Here is a 24,203-nt window from a genome sequence, read left to right as displayed (position 1 = left end):
CTTCACCCTTCCACTTTTAGTTCCAATACAAGATCACGAAGCTCGGCAGCGCGCTCGAAATTGAGGTCGCGTGCAGCCTGTTTCATCTCTTTTTCCATCTCGGCTATGACTTTTTCTTTTTCTTTCTTCGTAAGCTTCGTCAAGTCCGGTGCATCTTTCTTATTCGTTCCAGACTCTTCGGAACTAATCGTTGCCTTGATAACATCCCGTACTTCCTTCTGGATTGTGCGCGGTGTGATGCCATGCTCTTTATTGTAAGCGATTTGGATTTCACGTCGTCGAAGTGTCTCATCCATCGCTTTTTGCATACTATCGGTAATTTTATCGGCATACATGATGACATGCCCGTTCTCGTTACGAGCTGCCCGGCCCATTGTCTGGATCAAGGAACGCTCAGATCGAAGGAAGCCTTCTTTATCGGCATCCAGGATGGCAACAAGGGAAACTTCCGGGATGTCCAAACCCTCCCGCAGCAAGTTGATTCCGACAAGGACATCATACTTCCCGACGCGCAAGTCACGGATGACTTCAATTCGTTCCAGCGTCTTGATTTCTGAATGCAAGTACGCGACTTTTATGCCGATTTCTTTTAGATAATCGGTTAAATCCTCGGACATTTTTTTCGTCAGCGTCGTGATGAGCACACGTTCATTCTTTTCCGTTCGTTTATAGATTTCACTGATGATATCATCGATCTGTCCTTCAATCGGACGGATGTCGATTTCCGGATCAAGCAATCCTGTCGGCCGGATAATCTGCTCGACCATCTCTGGTGTATGCTCGATTTCATAAGGACCCGGGGTTGCAGAGACATACACAAGCTGCTCTGTTTTCTTCTCGAATTCATCGAATTTGAGCGGACGGTTGTCCATTGCGGATGGCAGACGGAATCCATGGTCCACAAGCACTTTTTTACGCGCTTGGTCTCCATTGAACATTCCCCTTATTTGCGGCAGCGTAACATGGGACTCATCCACAACCACCAGGAAATCGTCCGGAAAAAAGTCCAGCAGCGTATAAGGTGTCGCTCCGCGTTCGCGGAAGGTAAGCTGGGCAGAGTAGTTTTCAATACCCGAACAAAAGCCCATTTCGCGCATCATTTCCAAATCGTAGTTCGTCCGCTGCTCAAGGCGTTGCGCTTCCAGCAGTTTTCCTTGCTCTTTGAAGACTTTAAGCTGATCTTCAAGCTCTTTTTCAATGTTAACGATTGCCTTCTTAAGGTTCTCTTCACGTGTTACGAAGTGGGAAGCAGGGAAAATAGCGACATGTTCGCGGTCGCCGATGATTTCGCCTGTCAGCGCATCCACCTCGCGGATACGGTCAATTTCATCTCCGAAAAACTCGAAACGGATGCAATGCTCTTCTTTCGAAGCTGGAATGACTTCGACAGAATCTCCGCGCACACGGAATGTTCCGCGCTGGAAGTCGATATCATTACGCGCATATTGGATGTCAACCAAATTACGGAGCAGTTCATCCCGATCCTTCTCCATGCCGACACGGACAGACAGCACCTGGCTCTTATATTCCTCCGGGGAACCTAAACCATAAATACAGGACACACTTGCCACGATCAGCACATCATTGCGCTCGAAAAGAGCAGATGTGGCGGAGTGGCGCAGTTTATCGATTTCATCATTGATGCTTGCGTCCTTCTCAATGAAGGTATCTGTCTGCGGTACGTATGCTTCCGGCTGATAGTAATCATAATAACTGACGAAATATTCAACAGCGTTGTTCGGGAAAAATTCCTTGAACTCACTGTACAGCTGACCCGCCAATGTTTTGTTATGGGCAATGACAAGGGTCGGGCGGTTAATTTCCTTCACCATGTTCGATATGGTGAACGTCTTACCGGTACCAGTCGCTCCAAGCAATGTCTGATGCCGCTTATTTTGATTGATGCCCTCGACAAGACGATCAATTGCCCTCGGCTGGTCACCTTGAGGGCTATATTTGGATACTAACTCAAACGTTTCCTTTTCCTTCAATGCCAAATTCCTCCGTTCTGTTTGCTATTTTCATCATAGCATAAAATATATAAAAACACGAACAAACATTCGTTTAAAATCTCACAACCCGCTAGTATAGATGTTTACCTAATATACGAATCATAAACAAATAGATAGCAAAAAGCCGCCAAAAATTGACGGCTTTATTATTAGTTAGAAGCTTGATCGTATTGGTTGACCTCGAATAGATCAATCAAATCGATTTTCGGATTCTTATCCGTGAACCAGCGGAGGGCGAAATCATTCTTGAACAAAGCCAAGTAATCCCCTTCGCGATCCTGTGCGAGCAGACTGCGCTCGTCGAATAGACGTTCATCCACTTGCTCGGCTTTCAGCCAGCGAGGAATGCGTTCTCCCATCGATTCCAATACCACTTCTACATTATACTCGTTTTTCATTCGATATTCGAATACTTCGTACTGAAGCTCTCCGACTGCACCTAGTATATAGCTGTTATCACGTTTTCCGCGGAACAGCTGGATTGCTCCTTCTTGCACAAGCTGCTCGATACCTTTTTGGAACTGCTTGGCTTTCATAACATTCTTGGCGGTAACCTTCTTGAATACTTCCGGCGGGAATTGCGGCAGCTCATCAAATTCGAAATTAGCTTTCCCTTCGATGAGTGTGTCCCCGATTCGGTAAATGTTCGGATCATAAATACCGATGATATCTCCAGCATATGCTTCTTCGACCGTATCACGGGATGATGCGACGAATTGCTGCGACTGGGAAAGCTTGATCGGCTTCGCTGAGCGGGAGAGCTGGACGCTCATGCCACGCTCGAATTTTCCTGAGCAGACACGAAGGAATGCGATCCGGTCACGGTGAGCCGGATTCATGTTCGCCTGGATCTTAAAGATGAATCCGGAGAACTCTTCTTTCTCAGGAGAAACGATACCTTCTGTCGTACGACGGCTGCCTGGCGCAGGTGCAAGATTGACGAATGTATCAAAGAAAGTCTGTACCCCGAAAGGTGCAAGTGCACTTCCAAAGAATACGGGTGTCTGTTTACCAGCTAGCACACGATCCAATGAGAATTGATCGCCAGCCTCTTCCAAAAGCTCCAGTTCGCCTTTTGTGTCTTCAAATGTAGATTCACCAGTTAAATCAGCATACTGCGGATCATCCAGCTGGTCATAAGGAATGAATGTTTCTTCTTCATTTCCGTTAAAGCGGACAAATTGCTTGTTGTATCTATCGAAAATACCCAGGAAACGTTTGCCCATTCCTGCTGGCCAGTTCATTGGATACGTCTCGATATCCAATACACTTTCGATTTCCTCTAAAAGCTCCAGCGGCTCCCGGCCTTCCCGGTCAAGCTTGTTGATGAACGTAAAGATCGGAATTCCGCGCATACGGCATACTTTGAAAAGCTTCAGCGTTTGTGCTTCGATACCTTTTGTCGCATCGATGATCATAACAACACTATCCACAGCAGTGAGTGTACGATACGTATCTTCACTGAAGTCTTCGTGTCCTGGTGTATCCAGGATATTCACTTGATAATCTTTATAAGGGAAATTCATGACAGATGATGTAACGGAAATCCCACGCTGCTTTTCGATTTCCATCCAGTCGGATGTTGCGAACTTACCTGATTTCTTTCCTTTTACCGTACCTGCAGTACGAATCAAATTCCCGAAAACGAGCAATTTCTCAGTCATTGTCGTCTTCCCGGCATCCGGGTGGGAGATGATGGCGAATGTCTTGCGTTTTTGTACTTCTTCTTTTATTTGCATCGGTTCATTACCTACCGTTCTATTATCATTCGTATAGCCTGATTGTCTTTGTGATTGATTTCTTATATCACACTGCGTCAAACCTCATTTCCGCTCAAAAAATCAGTCTTTCTCTACTATACCTAATGTTAGCGCTTTTAGGCAATATCCAACTGACTGGATGGTTTTTCATTGACCCACAGGGAGAAAACGCTTTAATATGATATTTAATAAGATTTTCATTAAAATTCGATCTATTCCGAGGAGAGACATATTATGCTAAAGAAACTATTCGGTAAGAATATTACGGAAGAAAGTTTTGTAAGCCCTGTCAATGGAAGAGCAGTCCCGCTGGAGGAAGTGCCCGATCCGGTATTTGCCGAGAAGATGATGGGTGACGGTATCGCTATTGAACCGACAGATGAGACTATCGTCAGTCCGATTGATGCAGAAGTCGTTCAAGTTTTCGAAACAAAGCATGCCATCGGCTTGAAAACAGCAATGGGATTGGAACTGCTCCTCCATATTGGTCTGGATACTGTCAATCTCAAGGGAGAAGGTTTCGAGACTTTTGTCAAAGCGGGAGATAAAGTCTCTGCTGGCGATAAGCTGGTCACCTTCGAAAAAGCATTCATCGAAGCAAATGCGAAAAGCAGCATCACTCCGGTGATCATCACCAATTACGAAGCAAGCGAATATACATTGGAAGCCCTATACCCGGATCAAGCGATTGCTGGGGAAACCCAGATATTCCAAGTCAAAAAGAAATAAAGTGAAATGGCAGCCCTGTGCTGCCATTTTTATTTTGTCCTATTTTTATCCTGTTAGGGAAGGCTATAGCTATATCTGTTATAATGATAGGATAATGATTTTTTTAGACTGGAGACTGGGCTTTCATGCAATCTTATTTTCTCGACAAACAAGATATCATCAAAGTGACAGGCGATCGATTCTACCGAAGAGGATTGGAGTATGTCAATAAAGGGCGCGTACAAGGACTGAGCTTCACACCATCCATCAATCAGTGGAAAGCTGTTGTCCGCGGCACCGAAAACTATCCTGTACGGATTTTCTTCTTTGAGGACGACGATCTTGATGGTGTCTGCAGCTGTCCCGCCTATCACACCCATTACACATGCAAGCATATCGCTGCCGTTTTGATCGCAGTCAGCCGGAACCGTTTTGACAGTAACGGATACACTGTTACGGAAGAAACAGCGGCACCGACAGCAGCCCGTCAAACCGATTTTACGGATCGGCTTGTGCAAGCATTCGTATCTCCTGCCGAACGGTTGACATCCAAGCCTCCCGAAACATTGAAGCTGGAATATAAGGTCGAACAGCGTTTTATGCAAACGAACGGCAATACAGTCTTCGAGGTCGAACTGAAGGCTGGTACTGCCCGTACTTATATCGTGCGCCTGGCTGAGGACTTTCTCCGAAGCGTGCTGCATCAAACCCGCTATCAGCTGACGCCGAGTTTTGCATTCGATCCGCGTGTGCATATTGTTACACCCGAGGACAAAGCTATCCTGGAGCGATTACTGGAAGCTTGTGAAAATAGTATGATCCATGATTTCACAGGATCTTCCCTCCAATCGGAAAAACGCGCGATCAAACTGACGCCTTCCTTAGCAAAGAATTTGCTGCCGCAGCTTGCGGATGCCGGAGCATCACTTCATTTGCTGCATACAGAACCGATGGATACATTCCAAGTGAGCAGCCAGCCAGCACGGCTGGACTTCTATTTGTCAACGGATGAAGACGACATGCTGCAGCTCGGCGTACAGGATATCGCAGCTTACGAATATATCAAAAACTATCATTACTTGGTCAAGGGTGACACCTTGTATCCGGTACCTCCCGACCAGCGGGAATTGGTCAAGGAACTGTTCGCCATCCTTCCTTACCGACACGACACACCGCAAACTGTATCAGATAAAAACGTGGACCGTTTTGTATCTCAGGTTGTTGGCAAGCTGGAACAAATCGGACATGTGCATGTCGCTGACACAGTCCGCAGCAAAGTCGAGATGGCTCCTCTTGTCGCTAAAGTCTTTTTGGATGAAACAGACGATGTACTGCATGCCAGCGTGTCTTTCCATTATGGCGACCATGTCATACAGCCTGGACAGCAACAGACAGACATGCCAGTCATCAAACGGCAGCCAGCCAGGGAAGATAAAGTACTTCAGCAATTACATGCAGCTGGATTCCGCTTTTCAAAAGGCCGTTTCCACTTGCTCAATGTAGAGTATATGTATGTGTTCCTCCATGAGCATCTGCCAGCTTTACAAGAAGTGGCGGAAGTGTATATTTCAAGCCGGGTGCAAGCTATGCAGGCCGATGATCAGCATGAGGTGTCCTCTTCCGTCAGACTGCAGCAGGAAAAAGGGATGCTGGAGATCAGCTTTGATGTTTCCGGTCTATCAGAGGCACATATTAGCAATGTGCTGCAGGCCATGGTAGAGAAGAAAAGATATTACCGTATCCCAGATGGTGCATTGCTTGATTTGGAGCAGGAATCCATGGAGAACTTCCAGGATTTCCTGGAGCAGCTGCAAATTAAAAAGAACCAACTGAGCAATCAGCAAATCTTCGTTCCTATCGCCCAAAGTATGCAAGTAGAGGAGTCTCTCCGCGGAGCTGAAATGGAAGCCGCATTCCAGACGCTGATTGAGCGGCTTCGCCATCCGGAACAAATCGAGTTTGACTTGCCTTCCGGATTGCAGGCAACTCTGCGGGATTATCAGCTGACCGGCTTCAAATGGATGAAAACACTCGCATATTACGGACTCGGCGGTATTCTGGCAGATGATATGGGACTCGGAAAAACACTGCAGACGATTACGTATCTCACGTCCGAACGAGAAGCGAATCCAGCAGCACGACCCGCTTTGATTGTTGTACCTTCCTCCCTGCTCTACAACTGGCAGAAGGAATTCGAGAAATTCGCTCCAAGTATGCGTACACTTGTCATTTCCGGTTCTGCTGCAGAACGGCAGGAGCAGCTTTCCCAGCTGGAAGAGCATGATATTATCATCACGTCTTATCCTTTATTGCGGATTGATCATCATGTGTACGCAGGCCAAGTATTCGACAGTTTGATATTGGATGAAGCACAGGCAATCAAAAACCATGCAACGCAGACCGCCAAAGCAGTAGGACTGATTCAAGCAGGGAAACGATTTGCACTGAGCGGCACCCCAATCGAAAATAGGCTCGAGGAACTGTGGTCGATCTTCCACACTATATCGCCTGGTCTATTCCGGAGCCGAAGGTCATTCACCGATTTGGAACCGGAAAAAATTGCTCGCATGACACGCCCTTTCATCTTGAGACGTGTTAAGACAGATGTGCTGCATGAGCTTCCGGAAAAAATCGAGACAACGAACTATTCCGATCTTACGCAGGAACAAAAAGAAGTTTATGTGGCGTATCTGGAGCGGATTAGAAGGAAGATCGATCAGACAATCGCCGAGAAAGGCTTCGACCGCGGTAAATTGGAAATACTGGCCGGGCTGACACGATTGCGCCAAATCTGCTGTCACCCATCATTATTCATCGAGAACTACAGCGGTCAATCAGGTAAATTGGAGCAGCTGCTGGAGGTTATCCGGGAGTTGAAGCAAAGCAATAAACGATTCTTGATTTTCTCCCAGTTTGCCAGCATGCTCGGAATCATCCAGCGGGCACTGGATGATACGGATGTCTTCTATCTGGACGGCAGTACACCTGCCAAAGAGAGAATGCAGATGGCAGAAGCATTCAATGATGGCGAAAAAGATGGCTTCCTGATCAGCTTGAAAGCTGGAGGCACAGGGCTGAATCTGACAGGTGCAGACACTGTTATCCTCTTCGACTTATGGTGGAACCCAGCCGTTGAGGAGCAAGCAGCCGGACGTGCTCACCGCATCGGACAGAAAAATGTCGTCCAAGTGATCCGCCTGCTCACACGCGGTACAATCGAGGAACGCATCTTTGAATTACAGCAGCGTAAACGGGCACTTGTTGATCAAATCATCCAGCCTGGTGAAACGATGCTGAACACACTTTCCGAAGAAGAAATACGCAGCCTGCTATCGATGCAGGTAGAATAAGAAAGGAGCAAGCCCCAATGGCTTGCTCCTTTAATTTATGGAATTACTCTTCTATTCTCCTCTTGTTTCAACCAGTATCGTATGCCCTTACCAGCTAAAGGCTCATCATTGTATCTTGGTATAACGTGAAGATGGCAGTGAAGGATCTCTTGATTTGAGACCTTCCCTACATTCCAGCCAAGTGTATAGCCCTCCGGCGCATATTTATCATCTAAAATTTTCTTTGCATCCTGCAGCAGATCATATGTATCGTTCCACTCCTCCTTTGTTAGTGCAAAGGTATCTGTATGGTGTTTCTTGGGAACGATCAAACCGGAGCCAACTAAAATATCCTGGTGTTTATCGTGCTGCAGAAAGAGACATGTTTCATTTTCCAGGACAATGACTTGTTGACTGTCTTTCTGTGGGTTGCATAAGGGACATTGTAAATCGTATGACATCTTACCCCTCCTAAAAATCAATCAGGCCGAAGCTTCCTTTTATAATACAGATTCAATTATTTCGTCGAACTTATCACTCACCAGACTTCTATTACTCAAGATTTCTTCATTCTTGAACGTAACGCTTCCTCTATGCTCGTCTAGATTCAAATTCTCCACTAGAGACGAAAACATTCCTCTGCTTCGCTTGTCAATTTCAAAATGAATCGTTGTCTCATACTCGTCCTGCAGGATATAAACCTCCAGTTCATCAAGTTTCTTTAAGTATCTTCCATGAGTAGGTATGAATTCGTACTGCTGGATATACGGTCTGGCGATCTTGATTCCATATGGTGGCTTCTGATTCTCCATCTGCCTGAATCTGAATCCAATTACCTTTATCGCATCAATAATCGTTTCATGCACTTCTGTAGGCTCAATCGATATATGATCTATATCACTTAAATCAACTGCGTTCTTCACGTCTACATCCGTGTCGATCCAAACTGGCGGCACATTTTTGAAGGTCTCGGGATCCTGCATCGTGATCGGTGCATCCAACGGAATTCGAAAAGCGAACGGAATCTCTTTTCTTTCCCCTTTTGATATAATAAACGGCTCATTCACCTTATGCGTATAGACAACAGCTCGGGACAGACGATCACTATCCTCATGTCCATACACCGTCATCAATTTAAGCTTAATAGAGTCGATCTCCTGATCGGTTACGCCGCCCTTAATCTCAACGACACCATCCAGGATCTCACCTTGAACGAAATAATTATTCCTGATTTTTGTATCCACCTTAGCAGATCCAATTCCAACACTAGCAATCAATTTATTAAAAATAGACATATATAATCACCTCATATTATTGGTTAGACTGTATACGCGTGGGGTGGAAAATAGTTTCAATTATCCTTTATCAATACTTAAAATTAAAAGGGATATTTTACTTTTTATGGTATTATTAATACTCAAACTTTCCACCAAAGGCCAAAATGAGCCAATTTATAAAAAGAAGGTTATGCAATGGAAATCATATCCGAAAAATTATTGTTTATTGCTTTGTTTATTTTTATTATCCACTCCATAGAAACGCTGGCTTATGCTGTACGATTATCCGGTGCAAGAGTCAGAATGATTGCATCCGCACTATCCCTCTTTAACATAATGGTCATATTTTCAAGAATGGCGAATATGATGCAGCAGCCATTCACAGGCAGTCTGATTGATAATGCACCAAAAGAAAATACACTAGAGTTTGCAGAAATGCAATTTCGTCTCCTTATTGGCGCATCAACAGTTGGAACAGCGTTCGGTATCATCTTACTGCCTACTTTCATCGCACTATTCTCAAGAGCAATCATTTATTTATCCGAGGAAAAGGGCTCTGTTCCTTCTTTAATGAAAAGAATCTTTTCTTTGCATTACATAAAACGCGGGATTACGCATTTCAGTCTTCCGAAGTTTTCTTATTTACGCGATACGAAAATTAAGGACATCCCAGTAAGGCTCTTCTTAGTAAATATGATAATAACCGCAATCTACACTATTGGTGTATTTGCAGCTTTATACGCATCCTTATTAGCTCCAGAAAGAGGGACTACATCTATCATGGCATCAGGATTAATAAATGGAATAGCAACAATACTGCTGGTTGTTTTTATAGATCCTAAATTGTCTGTCATAGCAGACGATGTCGTGAATCAAAGAGGAAGCTACAACAAACTAAAAAGCATGTCACTAATGATGGTAACGTCCAGGCTGTTGGGAACATTGCTTGCCCAGGTGTTTTTTATATGGGGAGCAGAATACATAGCTTGGTTCACAAAATTCATAGTTTAAGAAAAAACCAATGCCGAAGTCCTTACAACAAAGTGAAAGAGCCCGCTTAACTATACTCAGTTAAGCGGGCTCTTTTAATTATCAAATTTGATTAGCTGCTCATAGGCACAGCTTTCTTCTTATGCTGTTCCTGTACAAAGATGATTCCAAGTTCATGCGGCTCGCCTTCATACATCGCTCGCTGTTTAATCCGTATTTCGCCTCGTTCATCCCGAATTTCCATCTTACAATATTGGCTGTTCGATTGCACGGCTTCATAAAATGCACGTTCCGTCGATACACGAATACCATTCACTTTTTCGATTCGCTCACCTGTAAGCAGACCAAGCCTGTCAGCCGGACTTTCGGGAATGACTGCAAGGACAAACAGTCCATCGCTGCTCTCCGTATAATACATCGCACGCTTGCGATCTTTGTTTCGGAAGGTAAGCGTGATGGCTTCCCTGCCGATAAGTGCGATGACGAAGGCCGCAATAGCGAAATAATAAGAATAGATACTTCCCAAGCTTACTGCAAGCGTAAGCAATGCAAGGATCAGAACCATCTTACCTTGCTTCCGGGCTTCAATGAATGCAGGACGTCCTTTGGCAAAGCCATCTATACCAGTCAAAAGCGGCACAAGCAGCAGTCCGTAGCTTTCTCCGTTCAGATGGAAGAACGGCCACCAAGGAGCAAAAGGTTCAATTGCGCCCGCTGGCACTAACAAGAAGAACGGAATGAAAAGCAGCTTACGGAAGCGATGCTGGCCGATCCAGCGTCCGCGAGGACCTTTCATCAGCTCGGGCAGCGTATCCTCTCGTTTGGTTGTAAGCAGCAGCACAGCTTCCGCCAGCATAACGATGCTCATGATTAGTGCAAAACTGATCCAATTAAGCCCTGACAAGTCATCTGCCCATCCAGCCGGCAAGTAGTCAGCAGCATATGGCGCTGCACCCATGGCGAGCAGAAAACTGAATCCGAAGATATAAGCGGATGACAGCCAAGTGAAACGTAGCAGCAATGTCAGCAGGATCGTTACTGCACTGACTAATAGTACGACAGCCGGCGCAATGACGATGCCTGCTCCAATACTCACGGCTGTAAGCAATAGTCCAAAAACGAGCGACAATATCCATGTGCCTGTCCACTCTTTGCCGAACCCGAATACCTTCGTTCCAAAGTTGTTCCGCTCTTTCCTGATTCTGCGGTTGGAAACAAACAGAGTCAGCAGTACTGCCCAATAAAGCAGCGGATTTAAAAAGAAGTTTCCGATCCCATAAAGCAGTTCGGTCAACCAATCATTCACCATTTTGTGTCTCTCCCTATAAACCAACTCGTATGTATACTGTCTATTCTAACATGATACTTCTTGTTTTCCTATGACAATAGAAAAAGCCTCCTTCATAAAGAAGGAAGGCTTTTTCTCAGTTAGCAAAGAGCTCTTGGAGAGCTTTGTCCATTTGGTTATCATGCTTGCCATCACGTACTTGCTCGATGATTTTTGTTTGAAGCAAATCTGCTGTTTCCTGATCCACTTCACCTGTAGACTGCAAATCATTATCCTGCTGGAACTGCTTGACTGCTGTTTCAGTCTTTTCATTGAAATAGCCGTCTTTACGGCTTGGATCATAGCCGAGTCCATCCAGCATGATTTGCAGATTCTTGATCTTATCATTATTATCATTGAATGCCAGCTTCTCGTTTTCATCCAATTGGATTGGAGAACTGTAGAAGTACGCTGGCTGATCAACGTCGACAGTAGGCTTGATACCTTTTTCATGGATCCAGTCTCCATTAGGTGTCAGCCATTTGTAGAGCGTCAGTTTAAGCATTGACTGATTCTCTAACGGCACTGTTTGCTGCACCGTGCCTTTTCCGAATGTCGTTTTACCTATCAGCTCATAACCGCCAGCTTGATTCATCGCACCAGCAAGAATTTCAGATGCAGAAGCACTTCCTTCATCAATCAAAATATTGATCGGATAATCCTTCTTCTCGTTCAATTCTGTATAAAACTCCTGCTTTTCACCGTTTTTATCTTCAATTTGCAAATATGGCTTATCTTTTGTCACAAAGTTCTTCAGAATATCTTCTACCGTCGTCAATATCCCTCCTGGATTACCGCGAACGTCGATAGTTAAACCTTCGATACCTTCTTGCTCAAGTTTATCCAGCGCTGTCTTGAATTCATCAGCTGTACTCTCGGAGAAAGATGTGATTTCCAAGACACCGGCTTTTTTGCCATTCACTTCTTTTGTATCTGCGTAGACAGTTTCTACTGGAATCTCATCACGAGTTACATCAATCTTCAATTCCTCAGATACACCAGGTCTCTTAACGGATAAAGTCACGGTCGTCCCTTTTTCACCGCGGATTTTATTTACTGCTTCCTGCAAATCCAGCCCCTGCAGGGAATCTCCATCTACTTCCAGTACTTGGTCATTTGGACGCAACCCGGCATCCTCTGCGGGCGAATCCTTGATTGGCGCCACAATCGTTACCTGTTTATCTACCATGCTTACTTCGGCCCCGATACCTTCAAACGAAGACTCAAGCTGCTGATTCAGCTGTGTAGAGGATTCTTCATCCAAGAAGGAACTGTACGGATCATCCAATGTCTCCAGCATTCCCTGTATCGCACCTTCCTGCAGCTGCTGCGCATCCGGCTTGGCTAACGCATTATCCTTGATGAGCTCGTACGCATTTTCCACCTCTGTCAGACTGCTTGAATCATCTGATGCTGATTGAAATCCAGGCTCTTTCTTACCTGCATATGATGTAAAAGCATAGCTGCCGCTTGCTCCGACAATCAATGCCACAATGATCGCTATCACAAATGTCGTTTTTCTAATCTGCACGTTCGCCTCTCATCCTTTCTACCTTGTCCAATCCGTTAATCCTATTATTATGCTAAACTCCCTCTATCTTATCACTAAAAGAGGCCGCTGATGTGAAAAAGGCATCTCCATGATTGGAGAATGCCTTTTTTAATTCTGATATTAGAAATATTTCATTGGGTCAACTGCGTTACTTTTCGCACCATTCCAAGTACCTTCATGGATTTCGAAGTGAAGGTGGGAACCAGTCGAAGCTCCAGTGTTACCCATTTTTGCGATTTCCTGTCCTCTGGTAACTTTTTCACCAACAGATACTTCACGCTTGTCCAAGTGACCATAAAGCGTTTCGTACGTGCGACCATTGATGGAATGTGTAACGATAATTACATTACCGTAACCACTCATCGTTCCACTGCGAGAAACATAACCATCTGCTGCCGCATGAACAGGTGTACCCGTAGCGTTAGCGATATCTTGTCCATAGTGGTTGCCAGTAGATCCGCTTCCGAATGGATCATTACGTACTCCGAATCCGGAGCTTAGGCGACCTTGTGCCGGCCAAGAGAAGATACCAGCTTGTGCTGATTTAGCACTGGAAGAGCTGCTTGAGCTGGAAGAATTGCTGCTCTTAGATGAACTGCTAGATGTTGAAGCAGTGCTAGATTTTGAGCTGGAAGAAGAAGTAGCTTCCTGCTTGCTCTCGGCTGCTTTCTTAGCTGCTGCCGCTGCCGCTTTTGCTTCCGCTGCTGCTTTTTCTTGGGCAGCTAGATCAGCTTTTTCAGATTCTGCATCTTCTTGAGCCATCCGAAGCGCTTCTGCTTGGTTAGCTGCAAGCTCCTTCTGTTCTTCAGCAGAAAGGATCTGGTCACCCAACTTCTCATATTCATCCTCAAGCTGCTGTTTCAAGTCTTCTTGCTCGCTTGCTTGTGATTTCAAATCAGACTTGATATCTTCCAATTTGTCTTTTTGATCCTGCAGGTTCTGCTTTTCATCTTCGCGCTGCTGCTTTTGATCTTCAAGCTTTTGCTTTGCTTGGATGTAGCCGTTCAAAAGCTCCTTATCAGAATCCATGATAGTCGTTACCGCGTTCAGACGGTTTACCATGTCACCAAAGTTTTTAGAGCCCATCAATACTTGCAAGTATTGAACGTCTCCGCCGTTTTGCTGGATGCTTACTAGACGGTCAGACAATTTATCCTCGCGCTTGTCGATGTCATCTTCTGTTTCTACGATTTCACCTGAAATTTTTTCGATCTTCTCATTTGTTTCAGTGATCTCGTCTTCTTTATCATTCAAAGCATTTTCATTCTTGTCGATCTGATTGTTCAGATCATCAAGTTTCGCAAGCAGATTATCCTGCTCCGCAAGGTTATCAGACTGTTTGGATTCTGCATCATTGATTTGACCTTCCAGCTCGCTTTGCTTGTTGCTGTTTTCCTCTTGCTTCTTTTGCAGATCATTTATCTCGCTTTGTACATCTGATGAGGATTTCGCGAACGTGTGAATCGGAGTATGTAGGATTGTTCCCGCAGCTAGAGCAGCTACAAGAACAGGCTTGATCATCTTCTTCATTCTTCTCTCATTCCCTTTCTTCCTTTAAAAGCGTATATGGTAGGTTTATTAGACTTTAAGAAACTTCCGGACACTCATGACACTTCCCCAAACACCGATGATTGCGCCGATTGCCAGCAGTATGCCTGCAAGCTGGAATGCAAATGGTGCATATGGGAGAATCTCGACGAAGCCGATGCTGATGTTATCCGTCAAGTTGTGCGACAGGTAGTAGTACCCGCCAAGCACTAGTGCGACTGGTACGATAGCACCCAATACCCCGAGCAGCAGACCTTCGATAAAGAATGGCCAGCGGATGAAGGAGTTTGTTGCACCAACCAGTTTCATGATGCCGATTTCTCTGCTTCTGGCAATGATTGTTATCTTAATTGTATTTGAAATCAGGAAGATGGCCGTGAACACTAGACCAACGATCAAGACCGCACCGATAATCCGGGCGTACTTGTTTACAGTAAAGAGGTTCTCTACTGTCCCTTCTCCGTAATCGACTTTGTCGACTCCATCCAGTTTCGAAATTTCTTCCGAAACAGAAGCTATGTCATGCGGATCAGACGTTTTGACAATATATGTGTCACTCAACGGGTTGTCTTGTTCAAACAAATCCCACTCTGTTTGTCCCATATCTTCCATGAGCTGGTTTAACTGCTCTTCTTTTGAGGAATACTTTACAGAACCAACTTTATCAATCGACTCGAGCTCCCCTTGGATGGACTGCACTTGGTCCTCAGCAAGTGTAGGGTCCAAGTAAACGCTCATTTCAACATCTGATTCGATATTGGAAGCGAATTTATTCAAGTTGAATACGACAGCCAGGAAGACACCGACCAAGATCAATGTTACTGTTACCGCCCCGATAGAGGCGATGGTCATCCAGCCGTTACGGAAGATGTTCTTTGATCCTTCACGCAGATGGCGTTTCGCGGTATTAAACTTCATACCCGTAGTCACCTCCTGCTTCGTCACGGACGATACGACCGTTCTCGATGGCGATGACACGTTTCTTGATCGTGTTAACGATTTCCTTACTATGTGTAGCCATGATGATTGTTGTTCCTTTGTTGTTGATATCCTCCAGCACCTTCATGATTCCCCAAGATGTTTCTGGATCCAAGTTCCCTGTCGGCTCATCAGCGATGACGACCTTCGGGTTATTTGCAATTGCCCGGGCAATTGCCACACGCTGCTGCTCCCCGCCGGAAAGCTCATCTGGTAACGATCTAGCTTTATCTTTTATACCGACAAGATCGAGCACTTCCATCACGCGATCTCGTATTACTTTGGGAGACTCTTCTATTACTTCCAAGGCGAAAGCAACATTTTCATAGATTGTCAGTTTCGGAAGCAATTTGAAATCCTGATATACAACACCGATTTTCCTTCTCACTTTCGGAATATGGCGTTCTTTATATGTGCTCAAATCTTTGTTATCTACTTTCACGATACCGGTACTCGGTTTCTCACCGCGGAAGATCATCTTCACGAAGGTGGATTTGCCGGCTCCGCTCGGTCCTACTAAATACACGAATTCCCCACTGTCGATATGCACGTCGACACCATTGAGCGCTGTAACGCCATTGGAATACGTCTTATGCACACCCTTCATCTCTATCATGTTTAACTCACCTTTGTTTTTATTCTAATCTGCTAATTTATCAACTAAGTATGTCGAACATTGGCGAAAGCAATCGAAAAAGCTCTCAAACCTGAAACCATTATAACATCTTATTCCTGTTTTTTTAGACATAATAATATTACATTTATGTTTCAATATATGACAATAGGCTTGGTTTTTGAAATATTATGCGTAGTATCTTGTCGCATCCACCCGTAGCCAGGTTGAAAAAACACAACAAAATACCCATACAGCTTCTGTATGGGTATTTGTCGTTTTATTATCGCTGCTGCTCCTGGAGCCATTCGGCGATTTTTTCCGCCTCTTCTCCTTCAGACTGCCCGGCAGGCATACCGCCTTTGCCGTTTTCCATGATATCCACGAGTTCTTCTTTAGTATACTTCGAACCAAGATTATCAAGCGGAGGACCGCCATTACCGCCGCTCAAGTCTTGACCGTGGCACATGGCACAATTGTTTTCAAACGCTTCTTGCGGCGTTTCAGCGGTATTATCATCGCTTCCGCAAGCAGCCAGAAAAAGCACGAACACCAAACTGCAGCTTGTTAAAACTAGTCTTTTCAAGAGAATCGCATCCTTTTCTTTGAGATGGAATAACGGTTCAGCTTGTTATGTTACAGGGACATTACAGAATGCCCTTAAATTGTGGAACGCAAGTACGCATTGATGAATGGATCCAGCTGTCCGTCCATTACAGCTTGTGTATTTCCGGATTCTTCATTCGTCCGATGATCTTTCACCATGGAATAAGGATGGAATACATAAGAACGAATCTGGCTTCCCCAGCCAATTTCTTTCTGTTCGCCGCGAATTTCGTTCAGCTCTTGCTGCTGCTTCTCGATTTCAAGCTGATACAGCTTCGCCTTCAGCATCTTCATCGCATGCTCACGGTTCTTGATCTGTGAACGCTCGGATTGACATGTAACGACGGTATTAGTCGGCAGGTGGGTGATACGTACAGCAGAATCTGTCGTATTGACGTGCTGTCCGCCGGCACCGCTGGAACGATACGTATCAATTTTCAGATCCTCTGTACGAATGTCCACATCGATATCATCATCGAATTCTGGCATAACATCACAGGATACGAATGATGTGTGACGGCGTCCTGAGCTGTCAAATGGGGAAATACGTACAAGACGGTGCACCCCTTTTTCAGCTTTCAAATAACCATATGCGTTAAGACCTTTGATCAACAACGTAACACTTTTCACGCCAGCTTCCTCACCAGGAAGATAATCAAGTGTTTCCACTTTGAAATCATGCTTTTCAGCCCAGCGCGTATACATACGAAGCAGCATACTCGCCCAGTCCTGAGATTCCGTTCCGCCGGCACCTGGATGCAGCTCTAAGATAGCGTTGTTCTTATCATACGGTTCGCTCAGAAGCATGAGCAGTTCGAATTCATCCAGTTTTTCGCGCATGGAGACGATTTCTTCCTCCAGCTCATTGCGAAGATCTTCATCATCTTCTTCCTTCACTAATTCAAAACTAACATCCAAATCCTCATGCTGGGATACTAGTTTTTCATAGCCTTCCACGGATTCTTTCAAACCATTGGATTCATTGATGACTTTTTGTGCGCCTTGCTGATCGTCCCAGAACGTCGGCTCAAGCATCAAATCCTCTAATTCGGCAATACGGGCTTTCTTCTGATCTAAGTCAAAGAGACCCCCTAAAGTCAGTTAGTTGTTTTTCCATTCGATCCAATTCATTTCTGATTTCTGCTAATTCCATTTTCTCTCACCTCATATAAGTCTATAACACACACCATTATACTCTATGACTGTGACAGAACCCGCGCAACAACTTGCACGGGTTTGTCAAAATCACTGGCCATGGCAGTTTTTGTATTTCTTGCCGCTGCCGCATGGGCACGGGTCATTCCGCCCTATTGTGTCGCCTTTGACGACTGGAGCTTTTTTCTTTTTCTTATCAGCCTGCGTATCATCACCGCTGACAGCTTGTACACCTTTTGCAACTTGTTCACGCTGCAGGTTATCGCGGATTTCCGCTTTCAATACGTAACGAGTGACTTCTTCCTTGATGGAGCTGATCATCGCTTCAAACATATTGTAGCCTTCCAGCTGGTATTCACGAAGCGGATCATTCTGGCCATACGCACGCAGGTGGATACCTTGGCGAAGCTGATCCATCTGATCGATATGATCCATCCACTTCGTATCGACTGTGCGAAGCAGGATGACTTTTTCGAATTCACGCATTTGCTCCGGAGTCATTTCTTCTTCCTTCTGTTTCAAATGCTCACCGATCTTCTTAAGCAGCAATTCTTCGATTTCTTCTTCGTCTTTGTTCTTCAGCTCATCGACTATCAGCTTATCCTGCGGAAGCAAGTTGGCATGTGCATATTCCACCAATGCATCCAGCTCCCACGTTTCATCTGAATCGTCGGCAGTATGAGCTTGAACGACAGCGTGTACTGTATCTCGGATCATTTCATCGATGATAGCATGCAAGTCTTCGCTGTCGATTACCTCGAAGCGCTGTTTGTAAATGATTTCCCGCTGTTCGCGAAGTACATCATCATAAGAAAGAACTGTTTTACGAGAATCAAAGTTGTTACCTTCCACTCGTTTCTGAGCGGATTCCACAGCACGTGATACCATCTTGCTCTCGATCGGCGTACTGTCGTCCATTCCTAGACGATCCATCATGTTACGCATATTGTCGGAACCGAAACGGCGCATCAGTTCATCTTCCATAGACAAGTAGAACTGTGTCACACCTGGATCACCTTGACGTCCGGCACGACCGCGAAGCTGGTTATCGATACGGCGGGATTCATGACGCTCTGTCCCGATAACTGCAAGACCGCCAAGCTCTCGTACACCTTCACCAAGCTTAATGTCCGTACCACGGCCAGCCATGTTTGTTGCGATGGTCACAGCGCCTTTTTGACCGGCATCTTCGATGATCTCCGCTTCACGGTGGTGGTTTTTCGCATTCAATACGTTATGCGGTACACCAGCACGTTTCAGCAGCTTGCTGATCAGCTCGGAAGTCTCAACGGCTACAGTACCAACAAGCACAGGCTGACCAGTTTCATGGCGGGCTTTGATTTCTTCCACCACTGCACGGAACTTGCCTTCCATGGATTTGAAGATGTAATCAGATTTATCCTGACGTGTGATATCTCTATTTGTCGGAATCACAAGCACGTCCATATTATAGATGTTGCGGAACTCTTCTTCCTCTGTCTTTGCTGTACCAGTCATACCAGCAAGCTTTTTGTACATACGGAAGTAGTTCTGGAAAGTGATCGATGCCAGCGTCATGCTTTCATTCTGGATCTGAAGACCTTCCTTCGCCTCAATTGCCTGATGAAGGCCATCGCTGTAACGACGTCCTTTCATCAAACGACCTGTGAAGCTATCAACGATGATGACTTCTTCATCTTCCACCACATAGTCCGTATCGCGCTGCATCGTCACATGGGCTTTCAATGCCTGGTTGATGTGATGCGTGATGGAAACATTCTTCAAATCGAACAAGTTTTCCAGACCGAAGAATTTCTCCGCCTTGTTGATACCTTCTTCTGTAAGAAGAACGGATTTCGTCTTGATATCATTTGTATAATCTTCTTCCTTCTTCAATACACGTACAAAGGAATTAGCTTGTGTATACAAACTTGCTGATTTCGCAGCTGAACCGGAAATGATCAGCGGTGTCCGCGCTTCATCGATCAAAATGCTATCGACCTCATCGATGATGGCAAAATTAAGCGGACGCTGAACCATTTGATTCTTATACAGCACCATGTTATCGCGCAAATAATCGAAGCCAAGTTCGTTGTTCGTGCTGTACGTGATATCTGCCGCATAAGCTTCCTGCTTCTGTTCACGTGTCATACCGACACCGTTCTGTCCAACAGTCAAACCAAGGAACTCAAATAACGGACGATTATTCTCGGCATCACGGCTAGCAAGATAATCATTGACTGTGACAATATGCACACCTTCACCAGATAGAGCATTCAAGTACGCAGGCAGTGTACTTGCCAGTGTTTTACCTTCCCCTGTTTTCATCTCGGCAATGTTACCGCCGTGGATGGCAATACCGCCTAGCAGCTGGACGTGGAAAGGACGCATGCCAAGTACACGATCAGCTGCTTCCCTTACAGTTGCGAAGGCTTCTGGAAGCAAGTCATCCAGCGACTCGCCATCCTGATAGCGCTTTTTGAATTCATTTGTCTTCTCTTTTAATTGTTCATCTGTATATGCTCGATATTCATCTGCTAATGATTCTATTTGTTCGGCTGTTTTTTGGGCCCGGCTGACTTGCTTCTGTGTACCGTCTCCAAACACCCGTTTAAGTAGTCCACGCATAATAACGCTCCTCTTTTAAATCAAAAAAGTATAGTCCAAAAATAATAATAACACTAGGTTTAGCCGTTTACAAGAAAGGGAAATCAGCCCATTCCAAAAACAAAAAAACAGCGGCGCCCAGTCCCCGGACGCCGCATGCATGGAAGGAGTGCCATGTCAGACATTCACAATATTGTAATCGCTACACCAGCCGCAGAATACCACCTTCTGTTGGAATGCGCAGCCCTAAGGGAGGAGGCTGCGCTTATCCAGGTGGAGTCTTGCGGGGAAAAGGAAGACTGCTCCTCAGAAGACACGTGATCTGGAGGACAGATCCCGCTGCATTTGTTCGATGCACCAGCGTTCGAGCTGCTCTTGCTTCCATTGAAGTTCCGCCAGCCTTCGATTGGTCGCCGCGATTATCTCGAGCAGCTGTGTGATCGTATGCTCATGCTGTGTGAGTTGGGAATGGGAGACTCGGTGGACAGCATAATCTGATTCTCTGATGGTCAGTACCTCCTTTTGTTGTAGCTGACTTATTTATATCATGGGACTTTCGAAAGGAAAAACGACCGTTTTCGTAAAACGATGGAGGACTTTCTCCATAAAACACAAGAATTCGCCACTATCCGACAGGTTTCATCCTGATTTATAAGTAATTTCGAGATATTCCTCCTGCGTTTTTGCAAAACGGACCAAATTATAAAAGGCAGACGCAAATGCGTCTGCCCCGTTTCATTTTTCATCAGCTAGGCTCAATAAGCCCATATTTCCCATCTTTACGCTTGTAGACGACATTTGTGTCTCCACTAGTTGCATTTGTATATACGAAGAAGCTGTGACCCAGCATATCCATCTGCAAAATCGCTTCCTCGGAATCCATCGGTTTCAAGTCAAAACGCTTGTTTCGTACAATCTCGTATGGAATCAGATCTTCCTCTTCCTCCGTCGCAACGACAGCACTTGCTGCACTTTCATTCTCCATTGCCGCGAATGCATGCTTCGGTGCATCTCCGCTTTGACGGGAGCGTCGGTTCACTTTCGTCTTATGCTTCCTGACCTGACGTTCCAGTTTCGTTACGACCAAATCAATTGCCGCATATAGATCAGCATGACTTTCCTCTGCCCGTAAAAGCAAGTTCTTCATCGGAATCGTCACTTCAATCTTCGACTCATTGTTATGCACACTCAAGTTTACGTGAGCCTCGGAATCTACCGGGGAATCAAAATATCTCTCCAGCTTGTCTACCTTCTTCTCGATGTAGTCCTTGATTGCTTCTGTAGTCTCGACATTCTCGCCACGAATATTGTACTTCATAACAAGTGTCCTCCTTTCATCCTTATGAGGATACTTTCTACATTCCCTTTACAATACCTTCATAAACACAGAAAAGAGTCAGAAAAATCGGATGTTTAATCGAAGTTTGTCACGGTTTGGACAACAAAACTTTACACAAGAAAAGCACTTGAACCAAGAAATCAGTTCAAGTGCTCCTTATTTACGTTTATCCAAGAATCTCCCATCAAGCGTCTGCATGCTGGCATACGGGTTAATATATTTCTTACCGGACTGCTTCTGCTTCTTGATTGTACGAATATCAACCTTCAATTGATCAAAAATTTGCTGGACATGCTTGCTGATTCGTTCATTCATCGGAAGAAGCTCTTTGCCAAGCAGATTTTCTTCCGTCGTAAATGGCGGCTTTAAAGCTTCCATCTGTTCTGAGCGGACTTCCAGAAGTTCTGTAAGGGATTGAACAACTTCTTCCCGGTTCTCTGAAGTTACTTGCTGGCTTACGAGTGTGTCCAACTGGGTAGTTGTATCATACAGTGCCTGCACCCGATTCATCAGACAGTTGCCCCAGTGCCGAATTGCTGCTTGCGCGTTTGTTTTACGACCTCTTTCCATGTATCGCGGAAATCAGTTATAAGACCTAATGCGTTACTAAGCGCTTGCTGATCATTATGCGTATTTGCCTGGAGAAGCTGCTGATTAATGAAGTCATATAAAGGCATGATTTCTTTTGAGATTGGCACTTCTGGATCAAGTGTAATCATCAGCTCACGTACGATGTTTTGTGCCTTCTGTATATTAGTGTTCTTCGATTCAATGTCCTTTTTTTCAATTGCCTGCTGGGCAAATTTGATGAATTTGATACAGCCGTTATACAGCATGAGCGTCAGCTCACCTGGAGATGCGGTCTGAACGGAATTCTGCTGATACGCCTGGTAATTTTGTACCGACATGTTTGTATTACTCCTTTAGCGCTTATCCGCCGAAGCTGGACGTCAGATAAGCGGATTGTTGATTCATTTGGCTGATTGCTTGTTCCATGGCAGAAAATTGGCGCCAGTAGCGGTCTTCTGTTTGAGTAAGATAATCTTGGAAGGCATCTATGCGGTCTTGAACATCATCCAATCTCTTTCCGATAGTAAATTGATCATTAGTATAAGTTGATTTACCGGCTTTTTCATAAATGTTGTTCATTGTCGAATCTACTGTTTTCTCCAAACGCTGTAGAATTCCCTGGCTTTCACCTTCAGCGCTATTTGAGAATAACTTATAAACGCCATCCGGATTTTCTCTTAAGGCGTTTTTTAATTTGGTCTCATCAATCACAAGTTTCCCATTTTCAAGGTAGTCATTAGAAGTAGTGATCCCAATTTGCGCTAATTGAGTATATTCCCCACCTGTTGCTACATTACTGTACCAAGCATTCCGCATTGAAAAAAGACCGTTCTGAAGAACCGAATCGCCCTTTAACATCCCGCTCTTCGCTTTTTCTTCCCAAAGCTTGATTTCATCTTCTGACATTTCTTTCTTTTGATCGTCAGTTAGAGGAGGATAGTCTCTGTATACTTTCTCATCCAATCGTCCGTTTACATCTTCAATGATCTCGTTGTATTTATCAACAAATTCTTTAATCTTGTTGTAGGCAGCATCAACATCATTATCGACTGAAATTCGAACAGCGCCTTCTGTCTTATCTACAAAATTAAAGGTAACGCCACCTAGTGTATAACTGTTTTTTGAAGTCTCTACTTCTAACACGCCATTATACTTTATCTTTGCATTTTGACCGCCTGTTTCTGTGCCCATCTTGAGGAAATCGGTAAAGAAAGCATTATTTGCACCAAAATCCATCTCTGGGTTGTCTTTATTGAGATCTCCGGTGTACTTCTTTTCCATAACTACCTTACCAGTTTGTGTATCATAAGAAGCACGGACTCCTGCATTGGAGTTCGTAATATCTTTTAAGATATCATTCAAGCTGTCACTAGCGCTAAAGGTCTTATTGTAGGGTATTTCTTTCCCATCTTGATCGTAAGTCGTAAAAGAAACGGTATATTGTTGTCCTATAGGTTCGTCGGGATTGAAACTTTCTCCCCCGACTCTCTCTGTGCTTACATTTATTGCAGCTGTAGCAACCTGTGTAACTTCAATACTATAAGAACCATTGGATGCTGAAGAATCAGCTGTTGCTGTTACAGCACTGCTTGATGACGTAGTGGTCTTCTGATTGTAAGTAGTGGACAGCTTCATGTTAGTGAGCATATCGTCAAAGCTCTTTAGAGATGTATTCACTTCGCGATATGAATCTTGCTGCCAAGTCAGCTTCGTCTGTTCCTGTTGCATCTTATATAATTTCTGTTTTTCAGCATTCATTAATTGTTCAACCAATGAATCCGTATCAATCCCCGAAGCAAGTCCGCCTACACGCATGGAATTGCTGCTGGAAGAAACGCTATCTACCATATAAT

19 protein-coding genes are annotated in these 24,203 nt (G+C 44.7%); 3 read left to right on the top strand and 16 right to left on the bottom strand.

Features of this window, described 5'->3' with window-relative positions; genetic code table 11:
• Positions 1-2 precede the first annotated feature (2 nt).
• Together uvrB and SFC25_RS11870 are read right to left on the bottom strand one after the other, a co-directional pair.
• On the bottom strand, positions 3-1,991 hold the full coding sequence (gene uvrB, locus SFC25_RS11875; RefSeq protein WP_411215484.1) for an excinuclease ABC subunit UvrB: 1,989 nt from the start codon (positions 1,989-1,991) through the stop codon (positions 3-5).
• Between the two features lie 170 nt (positions 1,992-2,161).
• Positions 2,162-3,751, bottom strand: a complete 1,590-nt coding sequence (locus tag SFC25_RS11870) for a peptide chain release factor 3 (RefSeq protein WP_411215598.1) — start codon at positions 3,749-3,751, stop codon at positions 2,162-2,164.
• Between the two features lie 255 nt (positions 3,752-4,006).
• Between SFC25_RS11870 and SFC25_RS11865 the strand changes: the two genes are divergently transcribed.
• Together SFC25_RS11865 and SFC25_RS11860 are read left to right on the top strand one after the other, a co-directional pair.
• Positions 4,007-4,501: a PTS sugar transporter subunit IIA gene (locus SFC25_RS11865; protein ID WP_411215483.1), complete on the top strand. Its 495-nt coding sequence runs from the start codon at positions 4,007-4,009 to the stop codon at positions 4,499-4,501.
• A gap of 125 nt (positions 4,502-4,626) precedes the next feature.
• Positions 4,627-7,830, top strand: a complete 3,204-nt coding sequence (locus SFC25_RS11860; RefSeq protein ID WP_411215482.1) for a DEAD/DEAH box helicase — start codon at positions 4,627-4,629, stop codon at positions 7,828-7,830.
• 35 nt (positions 7,831-7,865) lie between these two features.
• On the opposite strand, the gene SFC25_RS11855 is transcribed toward SFC25_RS11860, so the two are convergent.
• The gene (locus SFC25_RS11855) at positions 7,866-8,270 is read right to left on the bottom strand and encodes an HIT family protein (RefSeq protein WP_411215481.1); all 405 of its coding nucleotides are present in this window, start codon (positions 8,268-8,270) and stop codon (positions 7,866-7,868) included.
• Between the two features lie 39 nt (positions 8,271-8,309).
• On the bottom strand, positions 8,310-9,104 hold the full coding sequence (locus SFC25_RS11850; protein ID WP_411215480.1) for a sporulation protein: 795 nt from the start codon (positions 9,102-9,104) through the stop codon (positions 8,310-8,312).
• Positions 9,105-9,281: 177 nt separating this feature from the next.
• On the opposite strand from SFC25_RS11850, the gene SFC25_RS11845 reads away from it, so the two are divergent.
• Positions 9,282-10,097 carry a lipid II flippase Amj family protein gene (locus SFC25_RS11845; RefSeq protein ID WP_411215479.1) on the top strand — a complete coding sequence of 272 codons (816 nt, stop codon included), beginning with the start codon at positions 9,282-9,284 and terminating at the stop codon, positions 10,095-10,097.
• Positions 10,098-10,188: 91 nt separating this feature from the next.
• On the opposite strand, the gene SFC25_RS11840 is transcribed toward SFC25_RS11845, so the two are convergent.
• The 12 genes from SFC25_RS11840 to SFC25_RS11785 form a co-directional block, all read right to left on the bottom strand.
• On the bottom strand, positions 10,189-11,385 hold the full coding sequence (locus tag SFC25_RS11840) for a PDZ domain-containing protein (RefSeq protein WP_411215478.1): 1,197 nt from the start codon (positions 11,383-11,385) through the stop codon (positions 10,189-10,191).
• 115 nt (positions 11,386-11,500) lie between these two features.
• Positions 11,501-12,928: a S41 family peptidase gene (locus SFC25_RS11835; protein WP_411215597.1), complete on the bottom strand. Its 1,428-nt coding sequence runs from the start codon at positions 12,926-12,928 to the stop codon at positions 11,501-11,503.
• A 147-nt stretch (positions 12,929-13,075) separates the two neighbouring features.
• Positions 13,076-14,485, bottom strand: a complete 1,410-nt coding sequence (locus tag SFC25_RS11830) for a murein hydrolase activator EnvC family protein (protein WP_411215477.1) — start codon at positions 14,483-14,485, stop codon at positions 13,076-13,078.
• 48 nt (positions 14,486-14,533) lie between these two features.
• Positions 14,534-15,421: a permease-like cell division protein FtsX gene (gene ftsX / locus SFC25_RS11825; protein WP_411215476.1), complete on the bottom strand. Its 888-nt coding sequence runs from the start codon at positions 15,419-15,421 to the stop codon at positions 14,534-14,536.
• A complete protein-coding gene (gene ftsE / locus SFC25_RS11820) occupies positions 15,411-16,097 on the bottom strand; it encodes a cell division ATP-binding protein FtsE (protein ID WP_411215475.1) in 687 nt (228 codons plus the stop codon). Before ftsE ends, ftsX begins: the two co-directional genes overlap by 11 nt.
• 280 nt (positions 16,098-16,377) lie before the next feature.
• Positions 16,378-16,680, bottom strand: a complete 303-nt coding sequence (locus SFC25_RS11815; protein ID WP_411215474.1) for a c-type cytochrome — start codon at positions 16,678-16,680, stop codon at positions 16,378-16,380.
• A gap of 74 nt (positions 16,681-16,754) precedes the next feature.
• A protein-coding gene (prfB, locus tag SFC25_RS11810) for a peptide chain release factor 2 (RefSeq protein WP_411215473.1) occupies positions 16,755-17,853 on the bottom strand; the annotation gives its coding sequence in 2 pieces (ribosomal slippage) (positions 16,755-17,789 and positions 17,791-17,853; 1,098 coding nt in all).
• A 92-nt stretch (positions 17,854-17,945) separates the two neighbouring features.
• Positions 17,946-20,462: a preprotein translocase subunit SecA gene (gene secA, locus SFC25_RS11805; RefSeq protein ID WP_411215472.1), complete on the bottom strand. Its 2,517-nt coding sequence runs from the start codon at positions 20,460-20,462 to the stop codon at positions 17,946-17,948.
• Positions 20,463-21,186: 724 nt separating this feature from the next.
• Complete coding sequence (gene hpf / locus SFC25_RS11800; protein ID WP_411215471.1) at positions 21,187-21,759, bottom strand: ribosome hibernation-promoting factor, HPF/YfiA family; 573 nt, start codon at positions 21,757-21,759, stop codon at positions 21,187-21,189.
• Between the two features lie 177 nt (positions 21,760-21,936).
• Entirely contained in the window at positions 21,937-22,290 is a 354-nt protein-coding gene (gene fliT / locus SFC25_RS11795; protein ID WP_411215470.1) for a flagellar protein FliT, read from the bottom strand.
• Positions 22,290-22,688: a flagellar export chaperone FliS gene (gene fliS, locus SFC25_RS11790; RefSeq protein ID WP_411215469.1), complete on the bottom strand. Its 399-nt coding sequence runs from the start codon at positions 22,686-22,688 to the stop codon at positions 22,290-22,292. Before fliS ends, fliT begins: the two co-directional genes overlap by 1 nt.
• Positions 22,689-22,710: 22 nt before the next feature.
• The gene (locus SFC25_RS11785) at positions 22,711-24,198 is read right to left on the bottom strand and encodes a flagellar hook-associated protein 2 (RefSeq protein WP_411215468.1); all 1,488 of its coding nucleotides are present in this window, start codon (positions 24,196-24,198) and stop codon (positions 22,711-22,713) included.
• Positions 24,199-24,203 lie beyond the last annotated feature (5 nt).

This window comes from Terribacillus saccharophilus, from assembly GCF_046592595.1.
Lineage (GTDB): Bacteria > Bacillota > Bacilli > Bacillales > Amphibacillaceae > Terribacillus > Terribacillus saccharophilus_C.
Note: the sequence above shows the minus strand (reverse complement) of the source record. Positions and strands in the feature narration are given on the sequence as shown.